Origin of the sequence: Anaeromyxobacter sp. PSR-1 (assembly GCF_000964525.1) — a bacterium.
Taxonomy (GTDB): domain Bacteria; phylum Myxococcota; class Myxococcia; order Myxococcales; family Anaeromyxobacteraceae; genus Anaeromyxobacter.
In genome coordinates this window covers 1-9039 of record NZ_BAZG01000182.1, presented here as the reverse complement: position 1 = coordinate 9039, position 9039 = coordinate 1, and the positions used below count along the sequence as shown (strand labels likewise).

Below are 9039 nucleotides of genomic sequence, written 5' to 3'. Positions count from 1 at the left end.
GCGGCGAGCACGCCGAGCGCGAGGTGGATGCGGAGGTTGCGGTCGCGGATGGCGGTCTCGGCGAGGCCGGTCCAGGCGAACCCGAAGCTGGCGGCGAGCCCGTGCCGGCCGCGCGCGGGCGGAGGCGGGGGCTCGGGGGCGGGCTCGCGGGCGCGCATGGTGGCGCGCATGGTGCCACGGACGCGGGGCCGGGCGCGAGCGCGTCAGATGTTCTGCGAGAGGATGAGGTGGACGTACTGGGCGCGCTCGTAGGCGCCCGGGTCCTGCACCGCGCGCTGCGAGAGCAGCCCGCGGATCTCGTCCACCGTGCCGGTGCCGCGGCGGTCCAGCCAGTCGTCCACGCCGGCCACGATCTTGCCGAGCTGCGGGATCCCGTGCCGCACCAGCGTCGAGGCGACCTGCACCACCTGCGCGCCCGCCAGGAGCTGCTTCACCGCGCCGAGCGCGTCGTGCACGCCGGTGGTGGCGGCGAGGTGCGCGCGCACGCGGCCGTGCAGGATCCCGATCCAGCGCAGCGGCACGAGCGCCTCGGCCGGCGTGGAGAGCGACATGGTGGGCACCGCCGCCATGCGCTCCAGCGACAGGTCGGGCTGCAGGAAGCGGTTGAACAGGACGATCCCGTTCACGCCGAGCGCGTCGAGCCGCGCGCAGAAGTGGGCGAGGGCGGTGAAGTAGGGCGAGAGCTTCACCGCCACCGGGATGGTCACCGCCTCGCGCACCGCCGAGACCGCGTCGAGGTAGCGCGCCTCCACCTCCGCCGCGCTCACCGCCGGGTCCGCCTCCACCGCGTACAGGTTCAGCTCGAGCGCGTCGGCCCCGGCCTGCTCGATGTCGCGGGCGAACTCGGTCCAGCCGCCCGCGGCCGAGCCGTTCAGGCTGGCGATGACCGGGACCTCGAGCGCGCGCTTGGCCCGCTCGACCAGCGACAGGTACTCGTGCGGCCCGACCCGCTGCGGCGGGAAGTGCGCGCGCACGTCGGGGCTCGCCCAGGCCGCGCCGTCGAGCGCCGCGGCGATGGTCGCGCCGGGCGCCTCGAGCTGCTCCTCGAACAGCGAGCGGAGCACCACCGCGCCCGCGCCGTGCGCCTCCGCGGCCTGGAGGTTCTCCACCCGGTTCGACAGGGCGGACGAGGCGAGCACGACCGGGCTCGGCAGCGCGAGCCCCATGTACTCGGTGACGAGGTCGGCCATGCGTCTCCCCGGGCGGCGCCGTCCGGCCGCCCTCCCCTACTTCGCCGGGCCCTGCGGGTGCACGGTGATCACCGGGCAGCGGGCGCGGCGCACCACCCGCTCCGCGATCGAGCCCATGAGCGCGTGCTCCAGGCCGGTGCGCCCGTGCGTGCCGAGCACCAGCACGTCGGCGCGCTGCTCCGCCGCCCAGGACACGATCTCGGTGGCCGGCTCGCCCACCGCGGTGGCGGTGTCCACGGCCGGCGCGCCCAGCGCCTCGGCGTCCCGGCGCCACTCGTCGAGGTGGCGCTTCGCCTGCTCCGCCAGGTCCTGCATCATCTTCGGGCTGGCCACCACCGAGCCGTCGGGGAACGTGTAGCCGGGCACCGGGTAGGCGTGGAGGAGCGTGAGCGAGCCCGCGTTCCGCCGGGCCAGGTCGGCGGCGACCTCCATCGCCGCGCGCGAGGCATCGGAGAAGTCGATGGGGCAGCAGATCCGCTTCCAGTCCGCGTTCGGCATCGCGTCCCCTCTTTCCCGGAGGTCCGGAGGGGATCCTAACCTCGGGGCCGCCGGGCGGACAGGCCGGAGGGGGGAATCCGGTGCGCCTCGGCGCGCACGCCTTTAGGATGCCGCCCCGTGGAATCCCGGTCCCGAGGCCTCGCCTACGCGCTCGCCGCCTACCTGCTGTGGGGCGCGTTCCCCCTGTACTTCAAGGCGCTGCACGGCGTCCCCGCCCCGGAGATCCTGGCGCACCGGGTGCTGTGGTCGGTGGTCCTGCTCGCCGGGATCGTCTTCCTGGGCGGGCGGACCGCCCAGCTCCGGGAGGCGCTCCGCCCCGGCCGGCGCGGCGTGCTGGTCGTGACCGCGGTGCTCATCGCGGCGAACTGGCTCATCTACATCTGGGCGGTGAACGCGGGGCGCGTGCTCGAGGCGAGCCTCGGCTACTTCGTGAACCCGCTCGTGAACGTGCTGCTCGGGATGGCGTTCCTGCGCGAGCGCCTCTCGCGCGTGCAGGCGTTCGCGGTGGCGCTGGCGGGCGCCGGCGTGGCGGTGCTGGTGGTGCGGCTCGGGACGGTGCCCTGGCTGCCGCTCAGCCTCGCGCTCTCGTTCGGCCTGTACGGCCTGCTCCGCAAGCGCGCCGGCATCGATCCCATCGGCGGCCTCCTGGGCGAGACCGCGCTGCTCGCCCCGGTGGCGCTCGGCTACCTGGTGCTGCGCGGCGCCGGCGGCGAGGGCGCGTTCGGCCACGGCGGCTGGCGCACGGCGCTGCTCGTCGCGGCGGGCCCGGTCACCACCGTCCCGCTGGTCTGGTTCGCGATCGGCGTCCGGAGCCTGCGCCTCTCGACCATGGGCCTGGTCCAGTACGTCACCCCCACCCTCCAGTTCCTGCTCGCGGTGGCGCTGTTCCGGGAGCCGTTCACCCGCACCCACGCCGTCGCCTTCGGCTGCATCTGGGCCTCGCTGGCGGCGTACACCTGGGACGCGCTCGCGCGCGTCCGGCGGGTCGAGGCGGCGGCCTCGGAGGCGGCCCGCGCGGCCTGACGGCCGCGAGCCGGGCGCGGGAATCCATCGGGGGCGCCGGGCGTTGCACCGGCCGAGCCCCCGCCCGATGGTGCTGCGGGGGCGCGCGAGTTAGGTTCGCGCCGCTCCCGCACCGCAAGGCTCCCCGTGATCCCGAAGCTCGACGTCCTCCCCGCCGCGCTGCCGACCCCGACCCCACCCGCCGCCGAGCGCGGCGCCCGCTGGACCAACCCGTGGCGCGCCCTGCCCCGGATCCGCTGGGCGGTGCAGCTCGGCTACCTCGCGTTCCTCCTGCTGGTCGGCTGGCAGTTCCTGCGCTTCTACGACGCGGTCCGCGGGGGCGGGCCCATCGACGTGGCGCGCCCGCCGTCGGTCGAGGCGTTCCTCCCCATCGCCGCGCTCGTCTCGCTGAAGCGCTTCCTGCTCACCCGCTACTGGGACGAGATCCACCCGGCCGGCCTCACCATCCTGCTCGCCGCGCTCACCACGGCGCTCGTGGCCAGGAAGGCGTTCTGCTCCTGGGTGTGCCCGGTGGGCACGATCTCGCGCGCGTTCGAGTGGCTCGGCCGCAAGCTCCTGTGGCGCCGCGGCTGGCCGGCCGTGCCCCGCTGGCTCGACCTGCCGCTCGCCTCGCTGAAGTACCTCCTGCTCGGCTTCTTCGTCTGGACGGTGTTCGTGCAGATGCCGCTCGCCGCCATCGAGGGCTTCATGCAGGCGCCGTACAACCTCGTCGCCGACGCGAAGATGCTGGAGCTGCTCCTCCACCCGTCGGCCACGTTCCTCGGCGTCGTCGGCGTCCTCGCGGCCCTGTCGCTGGTGGTGAAGCACTTCTGGTGCCGGTACCTGTGCCCGTACGGCGCGCTGCTCGGCGTGGTGAGCTGGTTCTCGCCGGTGTCGGTGCGCCGCGACCCCGACGCCTGCAACGACTGCCGCGCCTGCACCCGGGCCTGCCCCAACGAGATCCAGGTCCACACCAAGCTCCGCGTGCTCTCCACCGAGTGCACCGGCTGCATGTCGTGCGTCGCGGCGTGCACCACGCGCGACTGCCTGGGCGTCACGCGGAAGGGCGCGCGGACGCTCTCGCCCTGGCTCGTGCCGGCGCTGGCGCTCGGGGTGATGGTCGGGTTCTGGGCGGTCGCCGCGGCGACCGGGTTCTGGCAGACGATCGTGCCGCCCGAGGCGTTCCGCTGGGCGTACCGGGTGATGGGGATCGGCTAGCCGGGCGCGCGCGAGGCGCCGGCGCGCCGCCGGCTGCCGAGGCCGTGCGCGGCCGCGGAGACGGCCACCACCGCCGCGAGCGCCAGCCCCCAGCCGACCGCCACCACCCACGCCGGCCGGCCGAACAGCGTCGGGAAGCCGAGGAGCCAGGCGAGCGCCGAGAGCGACGCCGCGGCCGCGGTGCGCGCCAGGCCGAACACCGAGACGCCGCGCCGGGTCAGCACCTCGACCCCGAGCACGCCGCCCGCCACCAGCGCCGACAGGCCCGGGCCGATGAGCAGCAGGTACAGCCCGACGAGCGCGTCGCCGGAGGTGCGCGGGACGAGCGCCTGCGCCGCGAGCGCGATCGCGATCGCCCCCGCCGCCCCAGCGGCCCCGCCGGCGGCGCGCTGGGCGAAGGCGCGGGCGCCGGCGGTCCGGACGCCGGCGAGCACCGCCGCGGCGAGCGCGGCCGCGAGGACCAGCAGCACGGGCGCGAACGCGCCGGCGGGATCGGCGGGCGGGGGCACCTCCGGACTGTAGCGCATCCCGGCGCCGGGCCGCGGCGCCATGTCGCAGCGCGGCCGGGCGCCTGGCCCGCGGGTGGGGTTCCACCTGGGCGCCTCCCGCCGGGACGGAGGGGTGGATATGGGTCAGCGCGGACGGAGAAGGAGGACGCCATGATCCCCGAGCGCATCGACCGGTACCTGCGCGCGCACCACCCCGGCTGCGCGCACACCACCCACCTGCGCGCGGTGGCGGCGCAGCGCCTCGCGGCCGCGGAGCACGTGAGCGGGACGCGGGTGGCGAAGACGGTGGTGGTGAGCCTCGACGGCGCCCTGGCGCTCGCGGTGGTGGGCGCCGACCGCGTGGTGGACCTCGACGTGCTGCGGGCCGCGAGCGGCGCGGCGCAGGCCGGGTTCGTCCCGGAGGCCGCGTTCGCGCGCCGCTTCGAGCCGTGCGAGGCCGGCGCGGAGCCGCCGCTGGGCGTGTTCGGGCTGCCCATCTACGTGGACGCGGCGCTCGCGCAGCAGCCCTGGATCGTCATGCGCGGCGGCACGCACGAGGACGCGGTCCGGCTGCGCACCGACGAGTGGCTGCGCGAGGAGCACGCCACGGTGGTGGACGAGCTGGGCCGGGCCCGGATGTAGCGGTCAGCGCCCGCGCTTCTGGTACGTGCCCATGAGCTGGGCCTGCTCGAGCACGTGCCCGCGGAGCGCCTCGAGCACGCGCGCGCGGGTGGGGCGGCCCAGGTCGCCGAGCGGCGCGTCGAGCGCGTAGAGCGTGAAGAAGTAGCGGTGCCGGCCGATGGGCGGGCAGGGCCCGCCGTAGCCGGTGCGCTTCCAGTCGTTCAGCCCCTCGCGCGTGCCGGGCGGCAGCGCCGCGGCCTCGACGCCCTCCGCCAGGCCGGGGGTGGCCGGGGGCAGGTCGTAGAGGATCCAGTGCGACCACACCGTGCGCGGCGCGGCCGGATCCGGCGCGTCGGGGTCGTCCACCACGAGCGCCAGCGCGCGGGCCGCGGCGGGCACGCCGGAGAAGCGGAGCGGCGGGGAGACGTCCTCGCCCTCGCAGGTGTGGCGCGCGGGGATCGCGGCCCCCGGGGCGAACGCGGTCGAGTCGATGGCGAGCGGCACGCGGCCTCCTCCCTGCCGGCGGCGGGTGGCGCCGTCAGCCGCGGTCGAGGGGCAGCTCGACCGTGAAGGTGGCGCCCCGGGCCGGGGCGCTGTCCAGGCGCACCGTCCCGCCGTGCGCGTCCACCAGCTTGCGCACGATCCAGAGCCCGAGCCCGAGCCCCGGGTACTGCCTCGCCGGGGCGGCGCGCTCGAAGCGCTCGAAGATGCGGACGTGGTGCTCGGGCGCGATGCCGATCCCCTGGTCGGCGACCTCCAGCACCGCCCTCCCCTCGCCGGCCCGGACCACCACCCGCACCTCGCCGCCCCGCCCGTACTTCATGGCGTTCGAGAGCAGGTTCGTGATCACCTGGTCGAGGCGCTGGACGTCCACGGTGCACGGCACCGGGGCCGGCGCGTCCAGCACGACCGGACAGTCCGCCTCCTCCGCCTCGTCGGCCGTACGCGCCACCGCGTCGCGCGCGAGCTGGGCGAGGTCGGCCGGCTCGGGCTGGAGCTGGATGCGCCCGGCGGAGATGCGCGACACGTCGAGGAGGAGATCGGAGAGCCGCGCCAGCCGCTCGGCCTGCCGCGCCACCTTGCGCAGCCGGCCGTCGAGCGCGCTCCCCCGCTCCGCGCGCAGGTCGCGCGCCAGCAGGTCCACGGCCAGGCGCAGGTTGCCGAGCGGGCCGCGCAGCTCGTGCGAGGCGACGTGCAGGAACTCCTCCCGCGCCTCGGCCCCCCGCTGCACCTCCCGGAACAGCCGCGCGTGCGCGAGCGCCAGCGCCGTGCGCCGCGCCACGTCGGAGAGCAGCGCCAGGTCGCCGGACCCGCGGCAGAAGGTGGGGTCCGCGCTGGCCGCGACGAGCGCGCCCAGGCTCCGGCCCTGCACCGACAGGCCCGCCGCCGCCACCGTCATCGGCCTGGGCCCCCCTTCGGTCGGCCCGATCACGAGCGGCGCCCCGCCGGACAGCGCCGCCTCGAGCCCCGCCTGCCGCTCGGCGATCAGCGCCAGCGCCTCGGGCCCCAGCCCCGCCGCGTCCGCCTGCGCCACCGGCACGAGCGCGCCCCCGGGCTCCGGGAGCAGCACCGCCGCGAACTCGCACAGCGCCGGCACGGCGGTCCGCACCACGCCGTCCAGCAGCTCGGCCTCGTCCAGCCGGTCCGCGAGCTGCGCCGCGAGCGCGTCGAGGAACGCGAGCCGCTGCTGCGCGGCCACCGCCGCGGCGCGGGCCACCCGCTCCGCGACCAGCAGCCGGGCCCGGTCGAGCGCCTGCGCCGCCTGGTCCGCGAGCGCCTCGGCGAACGCGCGCGCCTCCGGCGCGAACGCCTGCTCCTCGTGGAACGAGACCGCGAGCACGCCGATCACGCGGTCGCGCACGCGGAGCGGCAGGGCCGCGAGGGCGCCGCCCTGCGGCAACACCTGCTTGCGCAGCTCGGCCACCATCGGATAGCGCGCGGCGAGTTCGGCCTCGCTCGCCACCAGCACCGGCGCTCCCCGGCGCCACGCCTCGGTGGCCGGGGTGTGGTCGAGCCTGCCGGCCGCGCGCGCGACGCGCTCCGGGACGCCGGCCGACCGGAGCACGTCGAGCAGGCCGCCGCTGCCGGGGACGAGCAGGAACCCGTGGGAGCCGCCCAGCGCGGCGATGCCCTCCCGCAGCGCGACGTCCGCCACCTCGTCGGGCGTGCGGGCCCGGGACAGCGCTGCCGTCACCGCCTGCAGTCGCCCGATCCGCGCCGCGGCGGCCTCGGCGGCCTCGCGGGCAGCGTGCTCGGACTCCCACGCGTCCGGCGCGGCCGGCTGCGGTGACTTCCGATGGCCCATGGTGCGCTCCCCCGACGAGCACCCAGTCGCCGCATTCGACACCACCCTTCCGAGGACTACAAGGCGACATGGAGCCCGGTGCGGCTACCCCAAACAGGTCATCCGGGCGCGACTTTCGGCTTGGACGAACGACCCGGCCGGGACAAACTGACGCCATGGGTGGGAAGCCGCAGAGGAACGGCGCGGGGGGGCGCGAGCCCGCGCAGCGGGACCGGACGGACGGGACGGAGCTCGGGCCGGTGCTGGAGTTCATGGGCGCGCTCTGGACCATGGACCACGCGCTGCAGTCGGCGTCGAAGCGGATGGAGGCGCGCCACGGGGTCACCGGTCCGCAGCGGCTGGTGATCCGGATCGTCGGCCGCTTCCCGGGGATCTCGGCGGGCGAGCTCGCCGCGATCCTGCACCTGCACCCGAGCACGCTCACCGGCGTGCTGAAGCGGCTCGCCGGGCGCGGGCTGATCGAGCGCGTGGCCGACCCGGGCGACGCGCGGCGCGCGCTGCTGCGGCTCACGCGGCGCGGGCGCGAGCTGAACGCGCTGAAGAGCGGCACGGTGGAGCACGCGGTGCGGCGCGCGCTCGCGCAGGTCGAGCCGCGCACCGTGAGCGCCGCGCGCGCCCTCGCCGGCGCCATCGCCGCGGAGCTCGATCGGCTCGGGTGATCGCGCCGCCGGGCGGAGGAAGGTCCCGGCGGAGATCGCCGGGCGCGTCGCCTGGCGGCCCGCGGGGATGGTGGTAGATTCTCGCGCGTGCGGGTCCTGCTCTCCAACGACGACGGCGTCCACGCGGCCGGCCTGAGGGCCCTCGCCGAGGCGTTCCACGGCGACGAGGTCTGGGTGGTGGCGCCGGATCGCGAGCAGTCCGCCTCCTCGCACGCCATCTCGCTGCACCGGCCGCTGCGGCTCCTCGAGGTCGGGCCGCGCTGGTACGCGGTGGACGGGACGCCCACCGACGCCGTGTACATGGGGCTCAACCTGGTGCTGCGCGAGGCCCGCCCGGACGTGGTGGTCTCGGGCGTCAACCACGGCCCGAACCTCGGCAACGACGTGCTGTACTCCGGCACGGTGGCCGCGGCGATGGAGGGCGCGCTGCTCGGCGTGAACGCCGTCGCCGTGTCGCTCGCCGCGCCGCCCCCGCACGACTTCCGCGACGCGGCCCGGTTCGCCGCCGCGCTGGCCCGGCAGGTGGTGGCGCGCCCGCCGCCCGCCCCCGTGCTCCTCAACGTGAACGTCCCCCCCGGCCCGGTGCGCGGCTACCGCTTCACGCGGCTCGGCCGGCGCACGTACGGCAACGAGGTGGTGGAGAAGATCGACCCGCGCGGCCGCAAGTACTACTGGATCGGCGGCGAGGGCCGCGTGCAGAACGAGGACATCCCCGGCTCCGACTGCAACGCGGTGCTGCTGGAGCGGCTCGCGGCGGTGACGCCGATCCACCTCGACGTCACGCACGATCCGATGTTCCAGGAGCTGCGGAGCTGGACCGTGCCCGGGTACGCCAAGGAGCCGGTGCCGTGATCCGCCGGGCGGCCCTCGCCGCCGCGGCGCTCGCGCTCCTCTCCGGCTGCCCCGCCAAGCCGCCGGTGATCCGCCCCTCGGAGCCCGCGGCGCGGCCCCTGCCCATCCCGCTCCAGGCGCCGGCGGGCCACGACGAGCCGGCGCTGGCCGGCATCGTCCACGTGGTGCGGCGCGGCGAGACGCTGTACCGGATCGCCCGCGCCTAC

General features: G+C 76.7%; 10 protein-coding genes and 1 pseudogene. 6 read left to right on the top strand and 5 right to left on the bottom strand.

The genetic code is table 11. From position 1 onward, the window contains the following. Positions 1-203 precede the first annotated feature (203 nt). Positions 204-1190, bottom strand: coding sequence for a dihydroorotate dehydrogenase-like protein (locus PSR1_RS19315; RefSeq protein ID WP_059439052.1), 987 nt, complete (start codon positions 1188-1190; stop codon positions 204-206). 36 nt (positions 1191-1226) lie between these two features. Continuing rightward, positions 1227-1688, bottom strand: coding sequence for a universal stress protein (locus PSR1_RS19310; RefSeq protein WP_059439051.1), 462 nt, complete (start codon positions 1686-1688; stop codon positions 1227-1229). 117 nt (positions 1689-1805) lie between these two features. On the opposite strand from PSR1_RS19310, the gene rarD reads away from it, so the two are divergent. Both rarD and PSR1_RS19300 read left to right on the top strand, forming a co-directional pair. Beyond that, positions 1806-2711: an EamA family transporter RarD gene (gene rarD, locus PSR1_RS19305; protein ID WP_059439050.1), complete on the top strand. Its 906-nt coding sequence runs from the start codon at positions 1806-1808 to the stop codon at positions 2709-2711. Between the two features lie 126 nt (positions 2712-2837). After that, positions 2838-3908 (top strand): 4Fe-4S binding protein, encoded by a 1071-nt coding sequence (locus tag PSR1_RS19300; protein WP_059439049.1) that lies wholly within the window; start codon positions 2838-2840, stop codon positions 3906-3908. On the opposite strand, the gene PSR1_RS19295 is transcribed toward PSR1_RS19300, so the two are convergent. Further along, positions 3905-4417: a hypothetical protein gene (locus PSR1_RS19295; protein ID WP_237758155.1), complete on the bottom strand. Its 513-nt coding sequence runs from the start codon at positions 4415-4417 to the stop codon at positions 3905-3907. The two genes, PSR1_RS19300 and PSR1_RS19295, sit on opposite strands and share 4 nt — an antisense overlap. A 150-nt stretch (positions 4418-4567) precedes the next feature. Here PSR1_RS19295 and PSR1_RS19290 point away from each other — a divergent pair, with 150 nt between their 5' ends. Continuing rightward, positions 4568-5038 carry an aminoacyl-tRNA deacylase gene (locus PSR1_RS19290; protein ID WP_059439048.1) on the top strand — a complete coding sequence of 157 codons (471 nt, stop codon included), beginning with the start codon at positions 4568-4570 and terminating at the stop codon, positions 5036-5038. A gap of 3 nt (positions 5039-5041) precedes the next feature. Here PSR1_RS19290 and PSR1_RS19285 read toward each other — a convergent pair whose 3' ends face one another. Both PSR1_RS19285 and PSR1_RS19280 read right to left on the bottom strand, forming a co-directional pair. Further along, positions 5042-5521, bottom strand: a complete 480-nt coding sequence (locus tag PSR1_RS19285; RefSeq protein ID WP_059439047.1) for a YbhB/YbcL family Raf kinase inhibitor-like protein — start codon at positions 5519-5521, stop codon at positions 5042-5044. A gap of 34 nt (positions 5522-5555) precedes the next feature. Further along, entirely contained in the window at positions 5556-7322 is a 1767-nt protein-coding gene (locus tag PSR1_RS19280; protein WP_059439046.1) for an ATP-binding protein, read from the bottom strand. A 155-nt stretch (positions 7323-7477) separates the two neighbouring features. On the opposite strand from PSR1_RS19280, the gene PSR1_RS19275 reads away from it, so the two are divergent. The 3 genes and pseudogenes from PSR1_RS19275 to PSR1_RS19265 form a co-directional block, all read left to right on the top strand. After that, on the top strand, positions 7478-7981 hold the full coding sequence (locus PSR1_RS19275; protein WP_059439045.1) for a MarR family winged helix-turn-helix transcriptional regulator: 504 nt from the start codon (positions 7478-7480) through the stop codon (positions 7979-7981). An 87-nt stretch (positions 7982-8068) separates the two neighbouring features. Continuing rightward, positions 8069-8833, top strand: coding sequence for a 5'/3'-nucleotidase SurE (surE, locus tag PSR1_RS19270; protein WP_059439044.1), 765 nt, complete (start codon positions 8069-8071; stop codon positions 8831-8833). Further along, positions 8830-9039 (top strand): annotated as a pseudogene (locus PSR1_RS19265) (peptidase M23); the annotation flags it as partial. The gene surE and the pseudogene PSR1_RS19265, both read left to right, overlap by 4 nt.